This window comes from Parasphingorhabdus sp. (assembly GCF_039982415.1).
Taxonomy (GTDB): domain Bacteria; phylum Pseudomonadota; class Alphaproteobacteria; order Sphingomonadales; family Sphingomonadaceae; genus Parasphingorhabdus.
The window spans coordinates 204,396-228,163 of record NZ_JBDWYL010000008.1 but is presented as its reverse complement, the minus strand read 5'-3'; the positions used below and the strand labels follow the sequence as shown (position 1 = coordinate 228,163).

Annotated in this window: 24 protein-coding genes; 9 read left to right on the top strand and 15 right to left on the bottom strand. The window is 50.5% G+C overall.

Features of this window, described 5'->3' with window-relative positions:
- The first annotated feature begins 2 nt into the window (after positions 1-2).
- From ABJU74_RS13685 to ABJU74_RS13670, 4 genes are all read left to right on the top strand, one after another.
- Positions 3-1,337, top strand: a complete 1,335-nt coding sequence (locus ABJU74_RS13685) for a M56 family metallopeptidase (protein ID WP_348384838.1) — start codon at positions 3-5, stop codon at positions 1,335-1,337.
- Between the two features lie 25 nt (positions 1,338-1,362).
- Complete coding sequence (locus ABJU74_RS13680; protein ID WP_348384837.1) at positions 1,363-1,809, top strand: hypothetical protein; 447 nt, start codon at positions 1,363-1,365, stop codon at positions 1,807-1,809.
- A gap of 4 nt (positions 1,810-1,813) precedes the next feature.
- On the top strand, positions 1,814-2,947 hold the full coding sequence (locus ABJU74_RS13675) for a YCF48-related protein (protein WP_348422599.1): 1,134 nt from the start codon (positions 1,814-1,816) through the stop codon (positions 2,945-2,947).
- Between the two features lie 228 nt (positions 2,948-3,175).
- Complete coding sequence (locus ABJU74_RS13670) at positions 3,176-3,517, top strand: hypothetical protein (protein ID WP_348384834.1); 342 nt, start codon at positions 3,176-3,178, stop codon at positions 3,515-3,517.
- A gap of 202 nt (positions 3,518-3,719) precedes the next feature.
- Here ABJU74_RS13670 and ABJU74_RS13665 read toward each other — a convergent pair whose 3' ends face one another.
- Positions 3,720-4,178, bottom strand: a complete 459-nt coding sequence (locus ABJU74_RS13665; RefSeq protein WP_348384833.1) for a hypothetical protein — start codon at positions 4,176-4,178, stop codon at positions 3,720-3,722.
- Positions 4,179-4,335: 157 nt separating this feature from the next.
- Positions 4,336-5,394, bottom strand: coding sequence for a VOC family protein (locus tag ABJU74_RS13660; protein WP_348384832.1), 1,059 nt, complete (start codon positions 5,392-5,394; stop codon positions 4,336-4,338).
- A 182-nt stretch (positions 5,395-5,576) separates the two neighbouring features.
- Between ABJU74_RS13660 and ABJU74_RS13655 the strand changes: the two genes are divergently transcribed.
- Together ABJU74_RS13655 and ABJU74_RS13650 are read left to right on the top strand one after the other, a co-directional pair.
- Positions 5,577-6,185: a TetR/AcrR family transcriptional regulator gene (locus ABJU74_RS13655; RefSeq protein ID WP_348384830.1), complete on the top strand. Its 609-nt coding sequence runs from the start codon at positions 5,577-5,579 to the stop codon at positions 6,183-6,185.
- A 103-nt stretch (positions 6,186-6,288) separates the two neighbouring features.
- On the top strand, positions 6,289-7,449 hold the full coding sequence (locus tag ABJU74_RS13650; RefSeq protein ID WP_348384829.1) for a sterol desaturase family protein: 1,161 nt from the start codon (positions 6,289-6,291) through the stop codon (positions 7,447-7,449).
- A gap of 116 nt (positions 7,450-7,565) precedes the next feature.
- Here ABJU74_RS13650 and ABJU74_RS13645 read toward each other — a convergent pair whose 3' ends face one another.
- From ABJU74_RS13645 to ABJU74_RS13635, 3 genes are all read right to left on the bottom strand, one after another.
- Complete coding sequence (locus tag ABJU74_RS13645) at positions 7,566-8,075, bottom strand: hypothetical protein (protein ID WP_348384828.1); 510 nt, start codon at positions 8,073-8,075, stop codon at positions 7,566-7,568.
- A 118-nt stretch (positions 8,076-8,193) separates the two neighbouring features.
- Positions 8,194-8,646 carry a DUF1772 domain-containing protein gene (locus tag ABJU74_RS13640; RefSeq protein WP_348384826.1) on the bottom strand — a complete coding sequence of 151 codons (453 nt, stop codon included), beginning with the start codon at positions 8,644-8,646 and terminating at the stop codon, positions 8,194-8,196.
- Positions 8,639-9,055, bottom strand: a complete 417-nt coding sequence (locus ABJU74_RS13635; protein WP_348384825.1) for a DUF4345 domain-containing protein — start codon at positions 9,053-9,055, stop codon at positions 8,639-8,641. Before ABJU74_RS13635 ends, ABJU74_RS13640 begins: the two co-directional genes overlap by 8 nt.
- 136 nt (positions 9,056-9,191) lie before the next feature.
- Here ABJU74_RS13635 and ABJU74_RS13630 point away from each other — a divergent pair, with 136 nt between their 5' ends.
- On the top strand, positions 9,192-9,815 hold the full coding sequence (locus ABJU74_RS13630) for a TetR/AcrR family transcriptional regulator (RefSeq protein ID WP_348384823.1): 624 nt from the start codon (positions 9,192-9,194) through the stop codon (positions 9,813-9,815).
- 165 nt (positions 9,816-9,980) lie between these two features.
- Positions 9,981-10,316 carry a hypothetical protein gene (locus ABJU74_RS13625; RefSeq protein ID WP_348384822.1) on the top strand — a complete coding sequence of 112 codons (336 nt, stop codon included), beginning with the start codon at positions 9,981-9,983 and terminating at the stop codon, positions 10,314-10,316.
- Between the two features lie 102 nt (positions 10,317-10,418).
- On the opposite strand, the gene ABJU74_RS13620 is transcribed toward ABJU74_RS13625, so the two are convergent.
- The gene (locus ABJU74_RS13620; RefSeq protein ID WP_348384821.1) at positions 10,419-10,937 is read right to left on the bottom strand and encodes a GNAT family N-acetyltransferase; all 519 of its coding nucleotides are present in this window, start codon (positions 10,935-10,937) and stop codon (positions 10,419-10,421) included.
- A gap of 18 nt (positions 10,938-10,955) precedes the next feature.
- Positions 10,956-12,377, bottom strand: coding sequence for a short-chain fatty acyl-CoA regulator family protein (locus ABJU74_RS13615; RefSeq protein WP_348384820.1), 1,422 nt, complete (start codon positions 12,375-12,377; stop codon positions 10,956-10,958).
- Between the two features lie 195 nt (positions 12,378-12,572).
- Here ABJU74_RS13615 and ABJU74_RS13610 point away from each other — a divergent pair, with 195 nt between their 5' ends.
- Positions 12,573-14,165 (top strand): isocitrate lyase, encoded by a 1,593-nt coding sequence (locus ABJU74_RS13610; protein WP_348384819.1) that lies wholly within the window; start codon positions 12,573-12,575, stop codon positions 14,163-14,165.
- 90 nt (positions 14,166-14,255) lie between these two features.
- Here ABJU74_RS13610 and ABJU74_RS13605 read toward each other — a convergent pair whose 3' ends face one another.
- From ABJU74_RS13605 to ABJU74_RS13570, 8 genes are all read right to left on the bottom strand, one after another.
- Entirely contained in the window at positions 14,256-15,188 is a 933-nt protein-coding gene (locus ABJU74_RS13605) for a hypothetical protein (RefSeq protein ID WP_348384818.1), read from the bottom strand.
- Positions 15,161-16,084 carry a tetratricopeptide repeat protein gene (locus tag ABJU74_RS13600; RefSeq protein ID WP_348384816.1) on the bottom strand — a complete coding sequence of 308 codons (924 nt, stop codon included), beginning with the start codon at positions 16,082-16,084 and terminating at the stop codon, positions 15,161-15,163. The genes ABJU74_RS13605 and ABJU74_RS13600 overlap by 28 nt, the downstream gene beginning before the upstream one ends.
- Before the next feature lie 121 nt (positions 16,085-16,205).
- Positions 16,206-17,039 carry a matrixin family metalloprotease gene (locus ABJU74_RS13595; protein WP_348384815.1) on the bottom strand — a complete coding sequence of 278 codons (834 nt, stop codon included), beginning with the start codon at positions 17,037-17,039 and terminating at the stop codon, positions 16,206-16,208.
- Between the two features lie 91 nt (positions 17,040-17,130).
- Positions 17,131-17,466: a hypothetical protein gene (locus ABJU74_RS13590; protein WP_348384813.1), complete on the bottom strand. Its 336-nt coding sequence runs from the start codon at positions 17,464-17,466 to the stop codon at positions 17,131-17,133.
- Between the two features lie 110 nt (positions 17,467-17,576).
- Positions 17,577-17,858, bottom strand: a complete 282-nt coding sequence (locus ABJU74_RS13585; RefSeq protein WP_348422598.1) for a hypothetical protein — start codon at positions 17,856-17,858, stop codon at positions 17,577-17,579.
- Positions 17,859-18,073: 215 nt separating this feature from the next.
- Positions 18,074-21,409 carry an error-prone DNA polymerase gene (locus ABJU74_RS13580; RefSeq protein ID WP_348384811.1) on the bottom strand — a complete coding sequence of 1,112 codons (3,336 nt, stop codon included), beginning with the start codon at positions 21,407-21,409 and terminating at the stop codon, positions 18,074-18,076.
- Positions 21,406-22,950, bottom strand: a complete 1,545-nt coding sequence (locus tag ABJU74_RS13575; protein WP_348384937.1) for a DNA polymerase Y family protein — start codon at positions 22,948-22,950, stop codon at positions 21,406-21,408. Before ABJU74_RS13575 ends, ABJU74_RS13580 begins: the two co-directional genes overlap by 4 nt.
- Positions 22,862-23,692, bottom strand: a complete 831-nt coding sequence (locus ABJU74_RS13570; RefSeq protein ID WP_348384810.1) for a hypothetical protein — start codon at positions 23,690-23,692, stop codon at positions 22,862-22,864. Before ABJU74_RS13570 ends, ABJU74_RS13575 begins: the two co-directional genes overlap by 89 nt.
- Between the last annotated feature and the right edge of the window lie 76 nt (positions 23,693-23,768).

Below are 23,768 nucleotides of genomic sequence, written 5' to 3'. Positions count from 1 at the left end.
GGATGACCATAGCCAGCCAAGTCTTGTTGCACAGTATCTGGCAAGTTTCGCTCATAGCTTTGCTGCTTTGGGGAAGTTTGAAAATCATTCCGAACAGCAACGCCAAACTTCGCTATGCGATGGCAATTGGTGGACTATATCTTGTCCCCGCAATGTCTGGGCTGACGGCGCTGCACTTTGAAAAAATGGCAAGCAGGGCGAGACCAGCGATAGAAGCGGATTATTCCGGGCCGGTATTAATTGGGATATTGATATTATGGTCGGTTGGCTTTGCCGTCTCGATGGTACGACTAGCGATCGATAGCCTTGCGGTGCACCGGCTGGCAAATGCAGAACGAGAAGCCGTGAATGACGACGTTACGGCGATGCTCGATCGGCTGGCATCACGGCTGACACTTAATCGCAAAGTAAAGATTGGAATTAGTCGTCATATCACGGCGCCGTGCACTTTATCATTCTGGAAGCCACTGATTCTGATTCCGGCAGGCTGTCTGACGCGATTAAACCCTGACGAATTGGAAGCCATTATCGCCCATGAGTTGGCGCATATCAAACGGCTCGATTTCCTCCACCGTTATGCGCAGTGTTTTTTGGAAGCGGTCTATTTTTATCATCCCCTATTCGCTTATATTTCCAAGCAAGTATCTGTGGAGCGCGAACATGCTTGTGATGATCTTGCTACTGCGATTATCAAAAGCCCAAAATCCTTGGCGACTGGATTGCTAAAAACTGGTCTGCTGCGCGCTGAAAACCCGTTGGTTCTTGCTGCGCCTTCCGAGAAAGTCGAGGCTTTGGAAATGCGGGTTGGTCGTATTGTCGCGTTGGATCAGAGCGGGCGTACCGTCCCCCGATACCGGGAGGTTCGTAGCCGCCTTTTGTCGTGCGTGGCGTTTATTGTTCTGACGTTTGGAATGTGGGGGATCACCCAACCGATTGTTGCGAAAACCGAACCCGTCGCTGTGAATCGTATATTGCTGATAAGTTTGAAAAACGATGTATGCGATCAACTTGAGGTCGATAATATTTACTGGAATCCCCGATATGATCAGGGTGGCCCGGCAATGATCCTTGTTAGAAATCAGCAAGTTTATATGAACGGTACGCCGCTTCCCAAATCAACACAGGAGCAGGTCCGATCCGTCTTCCAAAGGCGCGGATTGTTGACCAATCAGGATGTCCGGCTGCGTTACTATGGAGATGATATAAAACTGGTGCTGACGCCGAAGGAAGAGGGGACCCATGAAAAATCAAAGATTTATCGCCTTACCAACAGCAGTGATACTGTTCGCAGTTTCCGCAAATATGTCATATTCGCAGATACCGAGCCCGCAGCCTGAACAACCAAGCAGAACCGGATGGCACTTGCTTCTGGCGCATGACGCCGATGGGAAAGTCGGGCAAGGGGATCGCCAGCACATTGTCAATGCGGTGCGCCAAGGATGCCGGATCAGAATTGCGTGGGGCAGCAAAGGCGCCACACGCACCATTGAGCATATTGCGGAACCGATGTGGATCGCCATTCGCGATAGCAGCGATATCGAAGCGCAGATCGGGGACTTTATGATCAACCTCAATGCGCTGGGAGATCCTCCATCCGATCACCCGAGGCGAGAGCGGTTTGGCGGCGTTGACAAAGTCGTCAAATGGCGTGCCAGTTTGAAGCCAGATGGCACGTTTAACGCGGTTTGGTATTATCCGCATGATGGGGAGTTCATCTCCCGCGTTCCGCAGAGGCATCCGATGAAATGGTTCGCTGATTGTAAACCTGAAGCTGCCGAGGCGCTTTTCCAATTATCGCAAGGGAGTTGAACCGATGAAGTTGCCAATCAATATGAGAACGTTTTTTCTGTCGGGCGCCGCAATTGCGGTCCTTACAAGCTGCGCAAGTGAAACAATCCCGCCGGCCGCGACGAGCCCACAAATTGTGCTGTCCAATGATTGGCAAACTCTTGATACGGTCGCCTATAGAGGCAAGCGAGACGATATTAGTTTTTCAACGCCAACCCACGGCTGGTACGGCACTGGCAAGGGTGATTTATACGCGACCACCGATGGCGGGAATAGTTGGCAACGGGTGGCAAGCAAACCGGGAACATTTATCCGGGCGCTTGGATTTATCGACGAGAATACCGGGTTTATTGGCAATGTCGGAACGGACTATTATCCGGGCGTTACTGATGAAACACCGCTTTATCGAACCGACGATGGCGGCGTAAACTGGACTCCGGTAGAATTGGGCGGGAAAACCATCAAGGGCGTTTGCGCGATCGATATTTTGGAAAGCACGCGCATCTATCAGGGCAAATTGCAGCCCCGAACGGTAATCCATGCGGCGGGCCGTGTCGGCGGACCCACCGGTATTATTCGCTCCGTTGATAACGGAAAAACATGGAGCGTTATCGACATGCAAGCGCAAGCCGGGATGATCCTGGACGTTAAATTTTTTGACGAGATGACCGGCTTGGTATTTGCCAGCAGTTCCCGCGGCGCAGACAATGAAGGTCTCGTGCTCAGAACAGAAGATGGTGGGCAAACATGGACCGAAGTTTACAAATCTGGGCGGAACAGCGAGTTAATCTGGAAGGCTTCCTTTCCTGATAATAAAACAGGATATGCAACCGTGCAGAGCTACGACAAGGAACGCGCACAGCAGCTCATCATCAAAACAACCGACGGCGGAAAAAGCTGGCGCGAGCTGCCGCTAACAGAAAATGCCGGGGCAAGGCAGTTTGGGATTGGATTTTTGGATGCAAAGCGCGGTTGGGTTGGGACATTTGCTGGAGGTTTTTATACCGATGATGGCGGAGAAACCTTCCAACCTGTGCCTATCGCGCCTGGCGCCAATAAGTTCAGGGTGGTCCGTAATGGAGCGGAAACTCAGGTTTTTGCAATTGGTACCAAAGTACAAAAACTCGATATAGAACAGGGGAATCCATCGTCTGGCTAAGGCGTGATTTCCGTTGGTTACATTTGTCCTTGCGGGATGTTTTGGCCCAAATCCTCTATCTGCCATGGCCGCAAAAAACCGGCGCAGCACACCATTTTACACATAAGAAACCCGCCTTCAGTCAATAATTCTTCCCTCATTGCCCAATTTCCGATAATAGTTGTCCAATCAACAAAGGCCGTGTGATGGAGTAAGTGGCCTTTTGTTTGGATGGAAGGATAAAGGCTGATGAAAAGAGCACTAATTTCTGCGATATTATTAGCATTCGCTGCCAGCTCTACCGCAGCTGTGGCTTCGGGCTCGACTGGCCTCGGAACCGGCGGGAACGATTGGGGCACAAGTGTCAAAAAAGGTACCAACAGCCGCATCTCGACAAAGGATCGCCTGATCAGTCAGGGGCGCGCTCAAGTGCGCAAATATATCACCTGCAAAAGCTGTAAATATCATGACAAACTCAATCGTGACACGGCACCCAAAGTTGCCGAAGTTGTTCGCGCTGGTGGTTTCAAGATTAGAGAGAGTCGGCGGAAAGCTGTGCTGGTCTATTTGAACGAACGCTACGGCGCCTGATCACATTCATGAGAGGATCCCGAAACGGGGATAAGCAACGCTCGCAAGGTTTTACGCTATGGATACATGGCTGCGTCGCCGTTCGTCTTGGCTGCCATTCAAAGAGCGAAAGCGTTGGACATTCGAAAAAACGCCGTTTGTGGGCTTAAAACCAAGGTCTATTTTGGATAAATTCCGGGATTGAAATGATCAATATTTTTGATCAATCCGGATCAACCAAATCGCTAATTTCGTCAGCCGTTTCGGCGGTTGCGACCAATATGGCTCCCGCGAGTAGTCCCAATCCAAGGGCGATGCCAGCACCAGTGCTGAGATTCTGCTGATTATCAACAGGCTTAAACGGACGGCCATTCAGCATCAATGTTGGCTCGTTGTTTAACCTGAAACCAATTGTGTTCTCGCTGCGGATGCGGTCAAATGAGGTAACATAAGTCGACGGAGCGAGGCTGGACTGACCATTGATATTTTGGATGTTTAACTCAATCCGCGGCATTGCTTCTTCGCGCTGACCGCCAAAAGGAACGGAGAGGCTAAGCATGGTTCGTGTCTCATTTTGGCCATATCCGTTCAATGCACGAATCCCATCTTGCGCCAAAAGTGGCGCCGCCATTGTGGCTGTCATTGCCGCAGCAATGATAATTTTTGTTTTGATCATTGTCATTACCTTTTCCCCCTTTTTTTTGAATTTGAACGGCTATTGTGGTCACAATAAGTTGAATTGCGGCGGACGCTTGCGGATGTTGATTTTTGGTGTTGAAAAATTTCAACGGCTGGATTGATTGAAAATAATGCCAGCCAACCGGAAGAACAGGCATTTTTTAAGACGTTCCATCACCGTCGAAATTTTGGGAGGAAAAAATCGATTTCGGATCGAGTTTTTGAAAACCCAACAGATTTCCATCCGGATCGCGCGCCACCATCATTTGTCCATTGTCCATCCGTTCGGCTTCACTAACAATGGACCCGCCTGCAGTGATGAGAATGGCCCTTGCGGCATCGAGATCTTCCACATCAAAAACTATCATGGCAAATCCGGGAGCATCTAATGGACGCGGTTTTTTTGGTAACTTCGTTGGATGACTGACATATTGCGCAATCTCCAATTCCATATTCCGCACATTGAAAAATGCCATTTTGAGTTTGGTATCCGCTAGTCCGGACACGTTATCAAAATTTTCTCCTTGAAGATTGATAAGCCGGCCCAATCGCCTTGGTTGTTTTTGTTCCAGCAAGATCGAGTAGAATTTTACGATCCGATCAAAATCTGGTGTGGCGAGGGCTACATGCCTGATCCGGTAATCATATTTTGGGGGCGTATCGCGATCCAGCTTGCTGAAGTCGACATGCTCAAATTCATACATGGTTTGATTGGCATCGCGGGCATAAGCATATTCGACCGGATTGTCAGGGTTGAGCGTAATCATATTCGGCGTCCCATTGACCGGTTTTGCGCCTGCAGTTAGAAATTTGGAATAAGCGCTAGTTTCCTCGTTTACCTGAAAAGCGACATGCGCCACCCCTGGACCATAGACATCCACTTTCGGATAAGTTTTTCGGGATTGATGCGCATCCTCAAACTGAACAAAACGCAGCTGCGCATTATGGCTTCGCATCATGCGTGTTTGGGCGGTGAATTTCTTTCTACCTAGCAAGGATTCTGATCCAGGAATTTGAGTCATTTTGCGCTCATCAACGACTTGGAGGTCAGCGACATCAGCAAATATATTTGTCGCCTCATCCAGGTTATTGACGGTGATACTGATATAATTAATACCTTTGATCACCGGGTCATCAGCACGTTCGGAGGCTTCTCCGAAAACCAAAAATGAACAACCGCCGAGTAATGTCAACAAAGGGTAGAGGAGGGCGCGATACAAATAAATCTCCCGAACAAGATCAAGCTATCATGCATGCCAAGTCAATTTAATGAACATGTTCAAATTATGAATTTGTTGCTATGCTTGTCAACAGAAATTTGGAATCTTGTTGCAGTGCATTAAGCATCATGCTGAAGCCACACATGTGGTGCTTGTGATATTGGGCGTTTAAAGGGAGTTTCATGCCAAGACCTGCCATTACACCAGAACAAAGACGGGAGACGCGCGAACGCATTAAAGCGGCGGCGGGATTTCTCGTGCGGCAAGGCAATGTGGAGAAAATCACGATCCGCTCCGTGGCGAAAAAGGCCGGAGTATCGGTTGGCACGATCTACAAATATTTTGAGGATATTTCCGACCTCGGTCGTTCGCTTTGGCAAGAGCCCGTTGATATTCTGCGTCAGCAGATGGCTGATATCGCGGAAAATACCGCTGAACCGGCTGCAAGAATACGAGCCTTGCTAAGCGCTTACACCGAATTTGCGGATGAAAAACATCGGGTTTTTCGCGGCGCCTTTCTTTATGTCCGTCCTGAAACGCGAGAGAAACCGGAGCAGACCGCCTTGGAAGAGGAACCTTTTTTTCGGCTCCTTAAGGCGACAATATTGGAAGGCCAGCAAAGCGGTATTTTTGTTGATGGCGACGCCAAGATGTTGGCGCAGCTGCTGTGGGCTGCGTTGCATGGAGCATTGGCGCTCCCCACTAATATCGAACGGATTGCCTTTGATCCACCGCAAGACATTGCCGCTGCGATGATAGAATCCATCATGACTATGATCACGAGAAAGTGATCGGCGCCGTACTTGACAGGCGCCTTCGCTGAATATATTGAACGTGTTCATTATATAACTTATTGCGTTCACCATATTGATATTCGGGCCCGTGAGAAATCCAATGACGACTGCAAAAACCTTGCCTAAACCACAGAAACCGGCTCGGATCGCTGATAATTCTTATCAGAATCTGCATCTGCCCGCGCATATGCGAACAGCGCGGCTGCTCGAAAAATGGTTAGGAGTTCCGCTCAACCTGATCGAAGCTCTTGGTTCCTATATCATCGTCCGTCCAATGAATTGGGCGTTGCGGCATTTGGATGGGCTGTCTTACAGACTCGAAGAGACCCAGCTAAAAATCGTTTTGCAGCATATCTTGTTCCCGGCGATCATGCTTGCGGGAATATTCATCGGATTTGCCGCCACACAAGCCGGTGCGTCCCTGCAGTCCATCACTACGCTGGCGCTGATCCCGGTCGTAATCGGCCTGATCGTTGCTCCGTTGGAACGGCTGCTGCCTTACAGTCGCAACTGGCTAGAAGGCGGAAACGACACCTCAGTCGACCTGATGATGTTTATCTCCGGGGCTATTTGGAACGGATTTTCCAAATATCTCATCCAAGTGCTTTTACTGGTTGGTCTTGTCGAAGCTATGGAAGCCTATGGACATGGCCTTTGGCCGGTGCAATTGCCCGCTGTGGTGCAGGTGTTTCTATTCATCCTGGTTAAGGATTTTTTCCGCTATTGGCTTCACCGCGCCTTGCATGAGGTTCCTTTTTTGTGGCGCTTCCATGCCGCACATCATTCCGTGAAACGCCTCTACTGGCTCAATGGCATCCGCAGCCATCCAGTCGAAGTCGTGGGGCAGGGGATTTTGTTTGCAATTCCATATGCTCTGCTACAGCCACCGGCTGAAGTCATTATGGTTGCTATTTTGATGCAGTTGACCATTGGCATTTTCCAGCACGCCAATATTGATTTGAAGCTGGGTTACTGGGAATATATTTTCTCAATTGGGGATAATCACCGCTACCATCACTATCCCAACAAGGAAGTTGGAGATTCCAACTATGGTGGGGAGTTTATCCTTTTCGATATTCTGTTTGGAACCTTCCATAAGGTAAAGGGTGAACGCCCGCACGACCGCATAGGTATTGGCACAGCGCCCAATTATCCAATGACGATGGCGGGATTATATATCGCGCCGTTTCTACTGGATCAAAAGGTGTTCGGACCCGATCAATCAGAAAAAGAGAAAAAGGCAGCCTTAGACCCCGAATAAATTCTGTCCGGTGTGTGGCAGTTGATCGCGATACCTGAGAAAAAACCACTCTTTGGGTGACAAGGTCACCCGCAGCCAAGTCTCAAATTTTATGCTCATGTTCCCGGTGTGATAATCTAATCGCGAACCTGCTGGGTTGGAACGTCCGGCGTTACCGTTCTGATGGCAGCGATCATCCTGTCATATTCCGCTCGCACGGTCTGTTGATGTCCGCCTTGGGCAAAGCTAAGCCTTCTTTGTGAACAGAATTCAATCTTGGCTTGATGCCAGTCGCCATCATTATTGGTGGTCTGGAAAATCAATTTACTCACCGATTTTAGGGGAATGCGTTCGATCGAATTCTGAAATGGGCGCTTGATTACCAGAATAATTTCTTCAGATTCGCAATTGACCCGAAATTCTCGTGTACGGGCAACCAAAAATTGCTTCATCAGGAAGGGCATTGCGAGTAAAAAAAACACGGTGAATGGCAGAATGATAGAGAGCGGCACGAGATCCCGGGATTCCAGCCATAATGCGCTAATACATGCGGAGAATATAACGACAAAAACCAGCGCTATGATTGCATCCAACCAATCACCTTGATCGACAAATTGCTGTTCAGCCATATGTTTGGATGGAGACATAAAGCTCTATAACAAGGTGCGATTAAACTTGTCTTTAAAACCAATGAGCGCTGTACACGTTGTCTGTCGGCATCTTTGAAAATACGCGGTGCAATGCAAAAGTGGTGATCATCCACATTCAGATGCCGCCTTTGAGTCCCCAGATACTGATTGCAAAAGCGCCGATGACTAAGGCCGTTCGTAGCCAATGCCAATTGGACCATTTTGCAAGCTCTGTCGGCAGTTCCTTTTCGCTAATCCTTTGTGACGCAAATTTTTCATTGGCTGTTTTGAAATAAACGAAAAAGACCGATAAGGCGGCGACGCTCATTAGTGCCGCGAGGACTTGCCCATTGATAGCCGGGCCCGAGAATTGCGAAGCGATGGCGGCGAAGACTGATAGTAAAACTGCCGCTGTAGTCAATGGGGCGAAATAGCGAAACAGACTGGGGCCCATTTCGCTATGCCTTTGCAAAAATTCTGATGGCTCCATGGCCCGCCAATAAGGAACTAAAATACAACCCTCGGTCAGTAATGCCCCTGCAAATAAACCGATGGCCAATGTTGCTAGAAGATTGAGCAGGTCAATCATAGACTTTTCCGGAACTGCGATAAATCCAAAACGCAATCAGCGGGAAGATAATTAGTTCTGTAAACAAGGATGGGAAAATATCGGAACTGAGCAACAAAAGAGGGTCTGACGAGCTGAGCCGGGCAAGTCCACCGATAAATATCATCGCAATAAGAGCGAACAAAATGGAACGAAACCGGTTGAGTGCGAAGGTTCCCGCCAGAAATATTGCGCCCGCGCCAAACCAGATTCCCGCAAGGAATCTGATATGATTATCCTGCACGGCAAATGCCTTTGCATTCGTAACTAGGAAAAAGTCCGACGGACCTTGCCACCCTAAAGTTGCGATTCCACCCAGACCAATATTCAGGCCAAGGGCCATTATCGCCAAGCCGGCTAAAGCCAAAATTATTTTTAGCATGACGGTCATCGGATTATATCATCACGGACGGTATTAACGCGTGTAAAACGGGAAATGTGAGTCAACATAATCGGTTTTCTTTATTAAAATATACGCGTTATATTTATATAGTTGATTTTCCGTTGTCAATAGGCTCTATGGAGTCATGCCTATTTCCGCACATCAACAATCACGTGGTCGCGGACGCCCGTTTAAAAGCCAGGATGAGCGCGAAGCGATGAAAATGCATATTGCCGAAACAGCGCAACGGTTGTTTCAAGAAGAAGGCTATGCGTTAGTTTCGATGCGCCGTTTGGCCAAAGAGGCCGGCTGTTCGCCGATGACTTTGTATAAATATTATGACGGCAAGATAGCGATTCTGCAGACGCTATGGGCAGTGGTGTTTAAGGATTTGTTTGATCAGCTTCGAGCACAATTAAACAACGAGCCCGATGCAAAGCAAAGGATGCGCATCGCGTGCAATCATTATGTCGGCTATTGGGTGCGTCACCCGGAACATTATCGCATGGTATTCATGGCTGAAGGTGTATCCCAGTCCGAGGTTAGTTTGTTCGTCAACGGGATGGAAGTTGGAACAGGTTTTGACCTGCTCTTACAGATAATCACGGAAGGCCTGAACAAGGTTGGCGATGGCATGTTGGAAAAGACCGCCATCGACCTGGTCATGGGTTCGCTCCATGGCATTGCCCATAATCACATAACGATCAGCGGCTATCCTTGGTCTGACCCTGCGGCAATGATCGATATGTTGATCGACAATTTGAGTTAGAGATGTCCATTATTTTTTGCCGAACCGCTGCGGTTGACGAGGCCTCGCGATGCGCGCTTGGAATGGCACTATATCTTGGCCTTTCAATCGATCCGAAAAATCTCTTGTGCTTTCACCAAAGCTAATTTTGATTGGTTTTTCTGATGAACCGCAAAGGATGGATTAATGCCCAAGGAAAAGAAATCATATGATCTCCATATTGAATTGCCAGCTGGTGTGACGCCTGATCAAGTAGCGAAATTGGTCGAAAAAGCATCCGCGGCCGCTGGCCTTTATATTTCGCATATTGGCAGATATTCGAGAAAAAAATTCCCGAATTCAATCCATTGGCATTTTAAAAGAGATCGCAAAGAAACAGGCTTGATTGACGCGACATTCTGGGACGTAAAATCCCTGCTGTGGTTGATGATAAGATACAGTGAACCTGAATGGGTGCACAAAACTGCTCCGCGGCTCAGCAAAGCCATGGCCAACGAAATATCAAAACTGAAAATTGCTTGAGCGATAAGATCGGGCCAGATTGCACAGGGCGCGGGGTAAATCTGCCACCGGGGGCATTGTGATCAAATAATTGGGCCTCGAGCAGCTGTGGCAACCGGAGCGTCACTCATCTCCGGATTGGTGCGGCAAGGCATAGATATTTCGAGACAATCCGTCCGGAAATTCTTCTCTGGCGATTATCGTTCCACCCAGCTTCTCTGCTAATTTGCGCGCTGCGCTATTGTCATCGTTCATATGGGTTTCTACCAGTTCCCATTTGAGCACATCATATCCAAAATTGATCACTGCTTTGGAGGCTTCCAGAGCAATGCCTTTTCTGCGGGCAGCGGGCACGATCCACCAAGTCAGCTCTGAACGCGGATATTCTTCAGGCCAAAACAAGCCGCAACCCCCGACCATGAGATTTGTTTTGCGGTCAATCACGGCCCACATGCCATAGCCCCGCAACGCCCAATGTCCGATATCCAAAGCCAGGCGCCGCCAAGCTAGTCCTGGTTCCAGAGGTCCGCCATAAGCTGCGGATGCGTCGGGATCGGCATAGAAATCCCGGTAAACCGGATAGTCACCATTGTCTAATGCTCTGAGCAGTAAGCGCTCTGTGTTTAGCTCTGGAGCGTTCATATCTCCGTTCCTTCCTGATCAACTGTGAGAAAAACCGAATGGCGTATTGGATTGTCGATAATCATCAGAGAGAATTTGCCGACCAATTGGTGGTGCCGATCGGGCGCGGCATTTGGTCCGGTGACATAAGCGGCATGTTACTCCAATTGGTGTGGCATTGTCGGGGCTAATATCGGGGCGATCGTGGGTATAAACTAACCGATCAGCATGCTCGGCCGCGCAGCCCAGCGCAATCGCACGCTCTACGCGCTCTGAGCCAAAGGCGCCGCCGCCAGCCGTCACGGTGCGGACAATCGAGAAAAACCGTTCGCCATCCGGCAGCTCCAGCCATTGCGTGACGACCTGACGCGGCGTCTTAAAAGCTTGATGCACAGACCAAAGCGGACAAGCGCCACCATGGCGAGCGAAGGGAAAGCCAGCACCATCGAGCCGTTTGGATACATTGCCGGCTGGGTCCACGCGAATGAAGAAAAATGGCACACGTTCTTGGCCGGGCTTTTGCAGTGTTGTGAGGCGATGGGCAGTTTGTTCAAAGCTGGTACCAAATTGCCGGGCCAAGGCTTCGATATCATAATGCCGCGTTTCGACCGCTTTAGCAAAAGTCGAATAGGGCATTAAGATCGCAGCCGCCGCATAGTTGGTCAGCGCGCGCTTGGTTAGCCGTTCGCCGCTATCGGTTGTAAAACTGCCCTCTTTCAAGACGGCCTCAATTTCGGAATTGAGTTCCAAATAGGAAAGTTGCAGCGCCAATTGAAACATCTGACTGGCATTGTCCAATTGGTCATCAATCAATATCTGCCGCCGGTGGCGATCCAGTCTGCGAGTGGCGCCCATCATCACATCGGAGGGTAAACGGCGCACTTGCAGCCCGTGCTTATCCTTGAAATGGGCAATCATATTGGCCTGACCGTTGACTGTTTCCGCGAGCCGTTCGGCGGCATCATCAATATTAGAAAAACTATTGCGCCGTGCAGCCAAAAACCGACGAGCTTGCGCAACGGGGTCTGCGGCATCCGGTGCAACGCTACTTCCATCGGGTCGGGACACTGTGTCCTTGTCCGCGAGCGCGAGCTGTTCTTCGCGATAAGCGGTATAGAGACGCAGCATGGCTTCGGTAAAGCCGGGATAGCTTGTGGCGACATCAGCGGTGTCAAATTGCGGAAAGTCAATGTCGGCGAACATCGGATCTTTCAGAACAGCTTCGAGCCGCGCGGTATATTCTTCGCCGCCATCACCGGCAAGTTCGGCCATATCAATTTTATAAGTGCGCGCGAGCCGGAGCAACATATCGGCTGTAAAGGGACGTTGATTGCGTTCCAGAAGTGCAACATAGGAGGCGGAGATTTCGAGATCCGCAGCCATATCGGCCTGAGTCAGCCCCAGGTCGCGGCGGAGCCGTTTGAGGCGGGGCCCCATATAAACTGGGCGTTCGCTAGACATAGAAATTCTCCGACCGGTAGCACATAAGGTGTTTGTAAGATTCTTACAACTATACAACAAATATTTGTAAAGCGTTACAGTTAAACTGCGCAACGCTTCAGTGCAAGCCATTCCCGCCGTAAAAAAAGGCATAGCGATCGTAAACGACGATTCGCATCACAGCCTATTCGCCGAATTTTTAGAGGAGCATGACCTATGTCATATCAGGAATATATCAGTCAGACCAATGCGCTGATCAAAAATCAAAATGGAACTTGGGACGGAATCGATTCTGAAGCGGTTGCGCGTATGCGTCTGCAAAATCGTTTCCACACCGGACTGGATATTGCGAAATATACCGCAGCAATCATGCGGGAAGACATGGCTGCCTATGATGCGGATCCTGCCAACTACACCCAATCACTGGGTTGCTGGCATGGCTTTATCGGTCAGCAAAAAATGATCTCCATCAAGAAGCATTTTGGCAGCACCAAGAGCCGTTACCTTTATCTGTCTGGTTGGATGGTTGCTGCGTTGCGGTCAGAATTTGGCCCGCTGCCTGATCAATCCATGCATGAGAAAACCTCTGTTCCAGCGCTGATCGAAGAGTTGTACACGTTTCTGCGTCAAGCGGATGCGCGTGAATTGGGCGGTTTGTTTCGCGAAATTGATGCGGCGCGTGATAAAGGCGATATGGTCACCGAAAAGCGTTTGCTGAACGAAGTAGAAAATCATCAAACCCACGTTGTGCCGATTATTGCTGATATTGATGCCGGTTTCGGAAATGCCGAAGCCACTTATTTGCTGGCTAAAAAAATGATCGAGGCCGGGGCTTGCGCATTGCAAATTGAAAACCAAGTGTCGGACGAAAAACAATGTGGTCACCAGGATGGTAAAGTAACCGTGCCTCATGAGGATTTTCTCGCGAAAGTCCGGGCTTGTCGCTACGCCTTTCTCGAACTGGGTGTTGACGACGGTATCATCGTTACGCGGACCGACTCTTTGGGCGCTGGTTTGACCAAGCAAATTGCTGTCAGCAACGAACCAGGTGATTTGGGTGATCAATATAATAGTTTCCTCGACTGCGAAGAAATTGATCCAGCGACGGCGCAAAATGGCGATGTTATTTTGAACCGCAATGGCAAGATGATGCGCCCGAAACGTTTGCCGAGCAATCTCTTCCAATTCCGACCGGATACCGGAGAAGACCGCTGTGTTCTTGATTGCATCACATCCTTGCAAAATGGTGCTGATCTGTTGTGGATTGAAACTGAAAAACCACATGTTGAGCAGATTGCCGGTATGGTTGATCGTATTCGTGAAGTGATGCCAAATGCCAAGCTGGTCTATAATAACTCGCCATCTTTCAACTGGACGTTGAACTTCCGTCAGCAGGTTTATGACGCATGGTCAGCAGAAGGCAAAGATGTCACAGCTTATGATCGCGCCAATTTGATGAGTGTTGAATATGATAGCACAGAACTTGCGGCTGATGCGGATGAACGTATCCGGACCTTCCAAGCTGATGGGTCCAAGCGCGCTGGCATTTTCCATCACTTAATTACCTTACCAACTTATCACACGGCGGCTTTGTCCACCGACAATCTGGCCAAGGAATATTTTGGTGACCAAGGCATGTTGGGTTATGTTCTCAATGTTCAGCGCGAGGAAATTCGTCAGGGTATTGCCTGTGTGAAACACCAAAATATGGCCGGGTCCGATATTGGTGATGATCACAAAGAATATTTTGCTGGCGATGCGGCTTTGAAAGCTGGTGGCGAGGACAATACAATGAATCAATTCGGCTAATATTAGTCGGACAGGTTTTGAAAAAGTTAGGCGGCTCGGACATTGCGTTTCTGGGCCGCTTTTCTTTTGGGCAAAGTTGGCTGAACCAAGTCAGCGCTTGGATTGCGCCAGAGCCGCGGACAATATCTCAGGATTATAAAGGGACAAATGCTGTTTTTCTTGTCCCAGCTTTTGGAACCCAGGAAATGTCATCTGCCATTTTTCCAACTCTTCAAGAAATGCATTCTTGTCGGGATTATATTGGATTTTTCCCAGAACCCGACTGGCTGCGACAATTGCTTTCCGTTCGCGTTTGAGTCGCTTTCCCGCAAAACGTTCATGCACCAATCCGAGGCGATGGCGGGCTGCCGCGAGCAGAAGTTGTGACAGATCGGGATCATCTTGCTCCTGTGCGACACGTGCGGCCTGGACGGCTTGCGCAATGTCTGAAAAATGATCATCGGCGGTCAACGATACTCGTTCTTCAACTTCGGGTTTGCGAAGGGAACGGATATAGCGTGCCAGTGCATCTAATGTGGACGCGCTGGGTTCCTGACCATCAAATTCTTCGACAATGAGATCGCGGATAAATTGTTCCAGGTCTTTATTGTCGGCACTGCGCGAGATTTTCCCGGGCAATGTCAGGTCTGGTATTGGGACGGGATCAAATGTGGCATTGCCGCGATGCGCACTGAAAAAACTGCTCGTTACATCAGCAGTACCAGGCGCGTCTGACAGATTGGGAAAAAGAAAGGCAGGATTGTCACGACCATTTTCATGACAACTGGCACAGGAAAGCCCCGCTTTTGCCGCTTGGCCACCCAATATGGTTGGTGCGTGAAACAGCACCTCTCCCGCGATCGTTTGGTGATCGTGGTCGATGCTGGCGCGCGGCGGTTGGGTTGTCAAAGCCGCAAGATATTGCGGCGGCGACAGCCATTCCATAGCCTTGATCAATGGCCGGTCAGCAGCTTGGACAGCCACCGCGCACATTAAAGTGGCGGCTGCGCTATATTTTAGGAAACCGATGCGTCGCCAATCCAACGGCGCAGCTCCTCAGCTTCATAGCAGCCAAATTCACATAGGCTTTCCAAGCGAGCGAGCTTACGTTTTGCTCCTGGAATATCACCGCGCTCAACCATTAGTTCGCCGTAATATTCCGTTGCGCCAAGATGTTCCGGTGCGACGGCTAGTGCGGCTTGGTAATATTGTTCAGCGCGGTCAAAATTCTTCAGCTTACGATTGGCAAATCCCAGATAGGTCAGAATATCTGGATGAGGGCCAAAGGTCATGGACGCCAATTGCAAATCAGCTATCGCCTCCTCAAACTTCTCTTCGTTGATAAGGGCCACGGCTCCCATATAGGCCAGGTCACCGGAGTTGGTGCTAGCAAATTGCATATTGTCGGCTGGCTGATAGTGCGCAGAGTCACTGCCGTTCATAGTGGCTTTGACCTTGGCAATGGCTTTGGTGAGTTCCGCTTTGTCGGCGCACCCATTGCCGCAAGCTTTGTCCTTGGCGGTCAATGCATTGAGTGAAGCCTGTGCTTTGTCCGCCATATCCAGCTTATGATATGTAATGGCCAGATCGCGGTGTGCACCGATCAATCCGCTATTATATTTAATCGCTTTTTCGAGCGGTTTGCGCGCCTTTTTATAATTGTCCATGCCGATATAGCTCACGCCGAGTAGATATTGTGCATTAGCGTTGCGCGGCGCCACGCTCAGTGTGCGCTTAAAGGCGCGGACGGCGGCTTTGTTATTCTTTGCCTGCAGCGCAGCGACACCTTTTTGATATTCGGCTGCAGCATCATAACGGGGGGCACTGCTGCTTGGCGCTGATCCTCCGCCTCCGCCTCCGCCCGCGGCCATTGCCGTATTCGCGCCCAGAGCGATCGTTGAGGCGGCGCTTAAGATTATCGCTGTTTTGAAATACTGCATGCTGGCTCCTTCAATTTGAGGACATAATAGCACAGCTATGCCCAAAATAGAAAATGTGACGATAGTATTAAGTTCGTCAATTCAGAACAGAAGGTTACAGTCATCGGTCAAATGCTTCGATTCAGCGATTCGGATCAACGCATTCTTGATCGGTTGGCTTGGAGGGTGGTCCGTAAAGCGACTGACACCCGCTAATATCATCGGCGGCCAGGAAGCGGTGAGCGCCGGAATAACTGGGGAACATCAAGGCATTTCTCTCTCGGCTATGCCCCAGCCCGATCGCATGACCAAATTCATGCGCGGCCACTGTCAGAAAATCAATGGCTTGGCTGTCATTTAGGTTGCTTGTCCAATTTTCATCATCATCAAAATGGGTGTCACCGGCCCGTTGACCGCCATTGGGAGGAGGAAAATAGGCATGCGCCAATACACCAGACGGACCGTCAAAGGGATTGTCATCGCCATGGGCGCCTTGAGCAAATTCTATCTCAATTTCGGCAGTGCCATTGGTGCTTGCAGAAAAACGCAAGTCGCATTGCTCCGACCATAAAAGAAAGGCAGCTGCTACGTCCCGTTCAATATCTGCTCGTGCCAATTTCGTAGAGAAGCTTCTAAAATAATAGGTCAGATCAGAGGTTTCCCATCGACTGACGGCGGTAAAATTTCCATCAATAGCAGGAATATCGACAAAGCCGCACCGCGGCTTTGCCATTTCGCATAGGGTTGCTTGATCCAAAGCTGCGGTAACAGGCAAGCCAAAGCAGTTTTGATAGAGCTGCACCGCTTTAGCGGTTGCTTCGTCATATTCTCCGTTGTGCAATGTTCCAAATCGATCCTGCAGATAACCATAATACCGCAAATAGGTTTGGACTGTCTCAATCTCTTCACCCGCAATATCGCGCGTGTAGAGCAATTCATTAAGCGGTAATTGGCATATATTCATCGGCTTTGGCATTGGGTCTGTTTCTCCGAAAAGAAGCGGCCCCCGGCTTGCGCCTCAGATTTCTCGGTTCCATTTTATCGTTGGCACATTGCACAGCGACGGATCATTCTTTAGCCGTGCTGTCTTCCGCCGATGTCGTGCTTGGCTCTTCAACATTTTCTTCGGTCACATTGCCTTCGCCTGCTGGCGCAACGGTGTCGGGCACATCTTGAGAGAGATCATCGGCCGGAGCGCCGCCACCTTCCAATCCGCCATCGACCGGAACTGTTTGATCAAGCGGCCCGGTATCGATGGGCTCTTCCATCGGGGTGACATCCATTGTGCTGCCATCTTCCAGCCCTTCACCGGCCGGATCCTCAGCAGGAGGAGCATCGCAGGCTGTTACAGCCAATATTGTCGGGGTTAAAAATAAGGCAGGTTTCCATAATATTCTGTTCATGATCTCTTTCCTTTATCAGAGATGAGTGCGGCCAATTGAGCAGGGAGGGAGGTGCTCTATTGGCCGCACGATTTAGGCACAGCTAGGCTGATAAGGCCTGAATGCTCAGACTATTTCGGGTCGGGCGCGCCGTCACCGTCTTGGTCAAATGCATCGGGGGCACCATCGCCATCCGTATCCCAACTGTCGGGTTTACCGTCACCGCGCTGATCCCAGGCATCCATCGTACCATCGCCATCAGTGTCGATAGTAGCAGGTGCGGGCTCGGGGGCAGGTGCGGCTTCTGCTGCGGCGCCTTCGTCCGGAGCTTCGGTTGCATCCTGTGCAAAACTAGGGGCGGCGACCAGTGTAGCAGCACCAAAAGCAGCTGCAATCATGGGTAGTTTTTTCATTGTACTCAACTCCATTGTTGTCCCCTGCTCATTTAAAAAATGGTGTTTATGAAGCGACATGCCAGAAGTTAGCGGTAGGCAGACCAGCCGGTGGGTCCAAGTGAAAAATGGCTGAAATTCGTCGGAAACAAGAGGCATTCTACCCGAGTCGGGCATTTGGAGCAGTCGATCATAATTGTTTGCAGACTCGATTATTCTCGCTTCTAGGGTTTGGTTTAATGGAAGTCTCGGGACTTCGGAATGATCCTGACATTGCGCGGATGGCCGCTGCGGGGATATTTCGGCTTGGGCGATTTTCGCGCCGCCTTTTGTTGCTCTGCTTGTCTGTCTTCGTTGCGATAGACCGGACGATTAACTTCATCAGCTCTGGCCATGGCTGTGGGGGTTTCTTCATGTTCGACAATGTTATCCAGCATAGCGGTACAATCCTCCACTCGACTGACCATCAAATGGGTCACACCTTCCTTGCTATGTTGAATTTCGCCAGAGGCTAGCATTAGCCGCGCCGCCATGACCGGCCGGCGCATGGCTTCAAAACGGCTGGCCCAAAGTAACAGATTCGATATACCGGTTTCATCTTCCAAGGTGATGAATATAGCATTGCCTTTACCTGGCCGTTGGCGGATCAGGACAACACCAGCCACTTGCGCAAAGCTTCCGTTTTTAGCTTTGGCAATCTCAGCACAGCTCATCACGTTCATAGCCCGAAAATCTTCGCGCAGAAATTCCATGGGATGGCCTTTGAGAGATAATCGGATCGTTTGATAGTCGGTAACAACATGTTCGTTTTTGGTCATGGTCGGCAAACGGGCATCTTCTTCTTCCGCCAATTCGCGGGCCTGAGCAGCTTCAAATAACGGTAATGTATGGGAAGCGGTTCTTCTGACTTCCCAAAGCGCTTTGCGCCGGTCGAGACCAATGGATCGACAGGCATCGGCATCGGCTAACAGCCGCAAGGCCCTAGCGGGTAGCTTTGTTCGCCGGGCCAATTGTTCGATTGATCGAAAGGGGCGTGCGGCAACCATGAGCTTGGCCCACTCTTCGCGAAAGCTGTCAATTTGTCGCAGACCAATGCGCATCGCGTGGGGATGTGCGTGACCGGAATTCTCTTCCAAACTATTGTCCCAATCGCTGTGATTAATATCGACATTGCGTATCTCAACACCATGTTCGCGGGCATCGCGAACAATCTGCGCTGGTGCATAAAAGCCCATTGGTTGGGAATTGAGCAATGCGGCAGCAAATACCGCTGGGTGATGGCATTTAATCCATGAACTTATATAAACCAATATCGCGAATGACTGGGCATGGCTTTCTGGAAAACCGTAGCTGCCAAAGCCTTGTATCTGTTTGTAGCAACGCTCTGCAAAATCCCGCTGATAGCCGCGTGAGGCCATTCCATCGATCATCTTCTCCTGAAAATGATGGATCGTCCCGACATTACGAAATGTTGCCATGGCGCGCCGCAATTTATTGGCGTCCGAAGGCGAAAAATCAGCCGCGACAATCGCCAATTTCATGGCTTGTTCCTGAAAGAGAGGGACGCCGCAAGTCTTGCCCAGCACTGATTGCAGTTCATCTGGATCATGTGGAGGGTGAGGAGAGGGCAGTGTGACCTTTTCTATGCCAGATCGGCGGCGTAAATAGGGGTGCACCATGTCACCTTCAATGGGACCGGGGCGGACAATGGCAACTTGAATGACCAGGTCATAAAATTCGCGAGGCCGTAAGCGCGGAAGCATGTTGATCTGCGCGCGACTTTCGACTTGAAACACCCCAATACTGTCGCCTTTGCAAAGCATGTCATAGGTGGCTTTGTCTTCTTGGGGTACGGTTGCCAACGCATAATCACCAAGATCATGATGGCGCATCATATCGAAAGCCTTGTGGATGCATGACAGCATACCCAGAGCCAATATATCGACCTTCATCAGTCCCAAGGCATCAATATCATCCTTGTCCCACTCGATAAATGTCCGATCTTCCATCGCCGCGTTGTGAATTGGAACGGTCTCATCCAGCCGGTCCTGCGTGAGGACAAAGCCGCCGACATGCTGGGACAAATGACGAGGAAATTGCAATATCTCACGAACGAGGTCACCAAGCCTGACAATATCCGGACTGTCTGGGTCGAGGCCAGTCTCCTTGAACCGGCTATCTGGCGCCTTGCTCGAATAGCTGCCCCATACTGTGCTCGATAAGCGGGCGGTGATATCTTCGGACAGGTCTAAGGCTTTGCCGACTTCGCGGATTGCGCTTCGTGACCGATAATGGACAACGGTTGCAGCAATGCCCGCACGGTGACGGCCATAACGCTGATAAATATATTGGATGACTTCTTCGCGGCGCTCATGCTCAAAATCGACATCAATATCAGGCGGCTCTTTGCGTTCTTCAGATATAAAGCGGGAAAACAGCAAATCATGTTTGGAAGGGTCGACCGAAGTGATGCCCAGTAAGAAGCAGACTGCACTATTGGCAGCAGAACCGCGACCCTGACATAATATACCTTCACTGCGCGCATATTTTACAATGTCGTAAACTGTCAGAAAATAGGGGGCATATTCTAGTTTCTCGATTAACCGCAGCTCGCCTTGAATTTTCTTTTCCAGGGCTTGGGGTATGCCATGGGGATGCTGTTTGCGGGCGGCTGACCAGCTGAGATGCTCGAGCCAGTTTTGCGGTGTCCAGCCGTCCGGAACAGGTTCGTCAGGATAATGATAGCTCAGCTCATCAAGGGTGAAATCGATGCAGGCCAATAATTTTTGCGTTTCCTCTTGGGCTTCAGGATAGTCGACAAAGAGACGGGCTATTTCTTGCGGACTTTTGAGATGACGCTCGGCATTGGCGGCGAGCAACCGTCCGGCTTTGGCGATAGTTGTTTTTTCTGCGATGCAGGTGAGTATGTCATGGAGCGGCCGTTGTTGTGCTGTGGCGTAAAGCGGGTCATTGGTCGCGAGCAATGGGATAGACGTCGTCTGGGATAATGTTGCTAGTGCATTTAGCCGCCTTTTGTCACACCCCGCGCGGGGCATTGTGGCACCAATCCACAAATGCGGGGTCAGGGCGCGAAGGCGCGGCCAGAAATTTTCGTGGACAGGCTTATCGGGCTGCTCTTGTGGCGGAAAAACAATCAACGCCATATCTTCGACCCATTGAAACAGGTCGGCCTCGTATAAAAAGCAATCGCCTTTTTCTGCCCGTAAATTTCCGGTCGATAGCAACCGTGTAAGCCGTCCCCAGCCATGGCGAGAGGTAGGATAGGCAATGATATCAGGAGTCTCATCAGAAAAGACCAACCGGGCACCGACGATCAGTTTGAAATCGGGTAATGCCAGATCTGCTTCTGCAGCATCATCATAAGTGGTTCTCAAGGCAACATGGGCACGGACAACGCCGGCAACGCTGTTTCGATCCGCAATACCAATGCCAGTCATGCCCATCAGCAAGGCTTGCGTGACCATATCAGCAGGCGAAGAAGCGCCATGTAGGAAACTATAATGCGTTGATGCGCATAGCTCGGCAAATAAAGAGGTAGGCCGAATGGTCATGCGAACAGGCCATGAATATACCAGTCCGGATTGTCTTTTTCCGACCCGTAAAGCCCGTGCCGAAAGAGCCAGTAACGCCGCCCACGAATATCTTCGACACGATAATAGTCACGGGTCAGGCCGCCTTTGCCAGGCTGTTGACCATTGCGCCTTTGCCACCATTCTGACGCGATACGTTCCGGGCCTTCATAACGACTGACCCGGTGGATCTTGCGTCGCCAGGTGAATCGATAAGGCGGACCATCAGGCACTTCTGCAAGGACTTGGATATGCTGTGGCGGATCAAACATATGAAGTGGTCGTAATGGTGGTTCTCCTGATTTCGGGCGATCCCATAGTTTTGGCGGACCGCTGTCCAGTGCGGGTAAGGCGAGAAGCCCTTGTTCAGGGATGTGACTGTCTGCGGGCATGAAATGCTGCACTTGTGTTCGCCCGAGCCGCACACTGAGCTGACTGATGAGGGCGGCCTTATTTCCTTGCTTATCCTCGCCACCTTCCAAGCGATATTGTTCATGCTCCAATCTGTCGGTAGCGACAATGGACAGGCGTATAAGATCATAACCAAAGCCTGGATTAAGGGGGTCGTTCAGCGTTCCAATCCGTTCTTTCAACAGGCGTTTGAATAAAGCTATGTTGCGGGTTGCCGGAGCCGTTTCTATCGCCAAGCGCGCAATATCTCCGTCGCAACGGAACAGCATCATATGGATCATACGTGCGCCTTGACCGCGTTCGGCCAGTTGCTGAACAGCCTGTGCAAAAAGTTCTTCGAGGCAATGGATCGCAAAATCAATATGGGTGAGTGGTTCGGCAAAGCGCTGTTCAACTGTGATGTTAGCCAGTCTGCGGATTGGATCAATTGGACGATCTTCAATCCCCATGATCCGGTCCAGACGCAACCCTAATACGGAACCGAAACGCGCAACCAGAGCCGCGCGCGGCCGTTCCACCAGATCACCAATATAGTAGAGTCCAGCGCGCTCGAGCGCGCGATGGATCTTATCATCCATGGCTAGGGCAGAGACAGGCAATTGCGCTTCAGCGCCTTCCCGTAAGCGATGATGCGCCAATGCAAGCGCTGCATCGGGCGTGCCCGCCAAGGCCCAGAATATGCTGTACCCAGCCTGATCAAACCGGTCTTCGGTATCTTGTGCCAATTGGGTTTCCGAAGCAAAGAAATGAGTGCAGCCGCTAATATCGAGCAACAGACTATGCGGGGGACTAACGGACACCATCGGAGTATAGCGCAAGCATGCATCGGCCAATTGATCGAGCAAGGCGGCATCAGTGAGCAGATCATGGTCAAAAACCTGCAGATCGGGAACACGCGCCCGCGCATCTGCGAGTTTCATGCCAGGGCCTAAGCCGAGATGGGCGGCTTCTTGATCCACGGCCATGAGCATCATGGCTCCTTTTACTTTCTCGATTAGAGCAAAAGGAGCCGCAAGTCTGGCATCAGGCGTGGGCGTGTTGGTCTTCGGACAGAGCTTCCGATGTGTTTTTATGATCCGTTCTGATTCCAGATAAGGTAGGTATAGCGCCAATATCCGACGCTTCCTGAAAGCTTTGTGTTTCACGGTTCCACTCCAAACGCGCGTCAAGGCCATCCAGTCCACCACGATGGCGTAGCAAAATAAGGTCAAAAACAGGGGCGCCAACTGCATTGGCTGCCAGTGGCTTTGAAGGCGCTGCGGCGACTTGCCAGCGACTATAGGCGGCGCTTGGCATGGGCGCGGCCTTGTTGCGCAGCATGAAAGTCGTCACACTGGACTTTTTGGCAGACAGAGCCAGGCGGCGTGTCGCTGTTAGATCAAGGCCCTTGGGGTTTTTGCCGGTCAATTCAACAATGACCGCGCCAATTGGAGCGCAGCGTACGGCATCCGCAGCGGCACGTAATACAGCGATGCTGTCGGCCGCATCAATATATAATATATGCTCAGGATTGAGACCCAATTCTATCAATCCAGGGGGGTAGAGCCGGCCTTGTCGCCGGGCTTCTCCATGGTCACGTATCCATGCGATGGGTTGTTCAACGGTTTGTGCGGCTATCCGCGCACGTGCCGCTAAGAGCAGCGCTGTAGCGGCTGCGCTGCTGCTATCTTCGGGTTCAGCTGTATGGATTTCATGCAATTGTGCCAATGGCAGGCCATGACGGGAATGTTCACCGGCAAGCGCTGTATCAATGGCGTGGGCGCCAAAGGTAAAATGGCCCGCCGAGGCATTGTCCAGCATTTGAGATTTACCCGCGCCCAATTGCTGGAGGATATTCGAATCGATTATGTTCATGGTTTGTTCTAATTTAGAGAACATTCCTACCGGGTCAAGGGAGCAGCTGTCTGGGGCGTGTGATTTTACATTGCTG

What these genes read in the sequence shown, in the direction of transcription:
- ABJU74_RS13685 (WP_348384838.1), top strand. Translation starts at nt 3, where the DNA reads ATGACCATAGCCAGCCAAGTCTTGTTGCACAGTATCTGGCAAGTTTCG.
- ABJU74_RS13675 (WP_348422599.1), top strand. Translation starts at nt 1,814, where the DNA reads ATGAAGTTGCCAATCAATATGAGAACGTTTTTTCTGTCGGGCGCCGCA.
- ABJU74_RS13670 (WP_348384834.1), top strand. Translation starts at nt 3,176, where the DNA reads ATGAAAAGAGCACTAATTTCTGCGATATTATTAGCATTCGCTGCCAGC.
- ABJU74_RS13665 (WP_348384833.1), bottom strand. Translation starts at nt 4,178, where the DNA reads ATGACAATGATCAAAACAAAAATTATCATTGCTGCGGCAATGACAGCC.
- ABJU74_RS13655 (WP_348384830.1), top strand. Translation starts at nt 5,577, where the DNA reads ATGCCAAGACCTGCCATTACACCAGAACAAAGACGGGAGACGCGCGAA.
- ABJU74_RS13650 (WP_348384829.1), top strand. Translation starts at nt 6,289, where the DNA reads ATGACGACTGCAAAAACCTTGCCTAAACCACAGAAACCGGCTCGGATC.
- ABJU74_RS13645 (WP_348384828.1), bottom strand. Translation starts at nt 8,075, where the DNA reads ATGTCTCCATCCAAACATATGGCTGAACAGCAATTTGTCGATCAAGGT.
- ABJU74_RS13640 (WP_348384826.1), bottom strand. Translation starts at nt 8,646, where the DNA reads ATGATTGACCTGCTCAATCTTCTAGCAACATTGGCCATCGGTTTATTT.
- ABJU74_RS13635 (WP_348384825.1), bottom strand. Translation starts at nt 9,055, where the DNA reads ATGACCGTCATGCTAAAAATAATTTTGGCTTTAGCCGGCTTGGCGATA.
- ABJU74_RS13630 (WP_348384823.1), top strand. Translation starts at nt 9,192, where the DNA reads ATGCCTATTTCCGCACATCAACAATCACGTGGTCGCGGACGCCCGTTT.
- ABJU74_RS13625 (WP_348384822.1), top strand. Translation starts at nt 9,981, where the DNA reads ATGCCCAAGGAAAAGAAATCATATGATCTCCATATTGAATTGCCAGCT.
- ABJU74_RS13620 (WP_348384821.1), bottom strand. Translation starts at nt 10,937, where the DNA reads ATGAACGCTCCAGAGCTAAACACAGAGCGCTTACTGCTCAGAGCATTA.
- ABJU74_RS13615 (WP_348384820.1), bottom strand. Translation starts at nt 12,377, where the DNA reads ATGTCTAGCGAACGCCCAGTTTATATGGGGCCCCGCCTCAAACGGCTC.
- ABJU74_RS13610 (WP_348384819.1), top strand. Translation starts at nt 12,573, where the DNA reads ATGTCATATCAGGAATATATCAGTCAGACCAATGCGCTGATCAAAAAT.
- ABJU74_RS13600 (WP_348384816.1), bottom strand. Translation starts at nt 16,084, where the DNA reads ATGCAGTATTTCAAAACAGCGATAATCTTAAGCGCCGCCTCAACGATC.
- ABJU74_RS13595 (WP_348384815.1), bottom strand. Translation starts at nt 17,039, where the DNA reads ATGCCAAAGCCGATGAATATATGCCAATTACCGCTTAATGAATTGCTC.
- ABJU74_RS13590 (WP_348384813.1), bottom strand. Translation starts at nt 17,466, where the DNA reads ATGAACAGAATATTATGGAAACCTGCCTTATTTTTAACCCCGACAATA.
- ABJU74_RS13585 (WP_348422598.1), bottom strand. Translation starts at nt 17,858, where the DNA reads ATGAAAAAACTACCCATGATTGCAGCTGCTTTTGGTGCTGCTACACTG.
- ABJU74_RS13580 (WP_348384811.1), bottom strand. Translation starts at nt 21,409, where the DNA reads ATGACCATTCGGCCTACCTCTTTATTTGCCGAGCTATGCGCATCAACG.
- ABJU74_RS13570 (WP_348384810.1), bottom strand. Translation starts at nt 23,692, where the DNA reads ATGAACATAATCGATTCGAATATCCTCCAGCAATTGGGCGCGGGTAAA.